This window comes from Bowmanella dokdonensis (genome assembly GCF_017254865.1).
Classification (GTDB): Bacteria; Pseudomonadota; Gammaproteobacteria; order Enterobacterales; family Alteromonadaceae; genus Bowmanella; species Bowmanella dokdonensis.
In genome coordinates this window covers 1-357 of record NZ_JAFKCV010000186.1, presented here as the reverse complement: position 1 = coordinate 357, position 357 = coordinate 1, and the positions used below count along the sequence as shown (strand labels likewise).

Genomic DNA, 357 nt, shown 5'->3' with positions numbered 1-357 from the left:
TGACGCCCAGGGCGCGCATTCTGTCTTCTACTATGCGCGATCTACGTCCGGTAATTACGGCCACTTCCACTCCAATCTTCATCAGGGCTTTTACCCCATAACCATCTCGGGTGTGGAAAGCTTTTAGCTCCTCGCCAGCATTGCCCAGGTAGATTCGTCCGTCAGAGAATATGCCGTCAACATCACACACGAGTAAACGTATTGTTTTGCAGCGCTCAAACAGGCGGCTGTCTATGTTGCCGTAAAGGGTCGAAACTGAGCTCATCATTAAATGTACTTTGCGTGTTCTATGGTTGAAACAGACTGGTTTGGTACGCCAGGTAACAAGCCAGTAGTAATCCGCCTTGCCAGCGTTCT

1 protein-coding gene is annotated in these 357 nt (G+C 49.9%); it reads right to left on the bottom strand.

Features of this window, described 5'->3' with window-relative positions; genetic code table 11:
- Positions 1-265: HAD family hydrolase (locus J0A66_RS22155; protein WP_500676668.1), on the bottom strand; the 265-nt coding region annotated here is incomplete at its 3' end.
- Between the last annotated feature and the right edge of the window lie 92 nt (positions 266-357).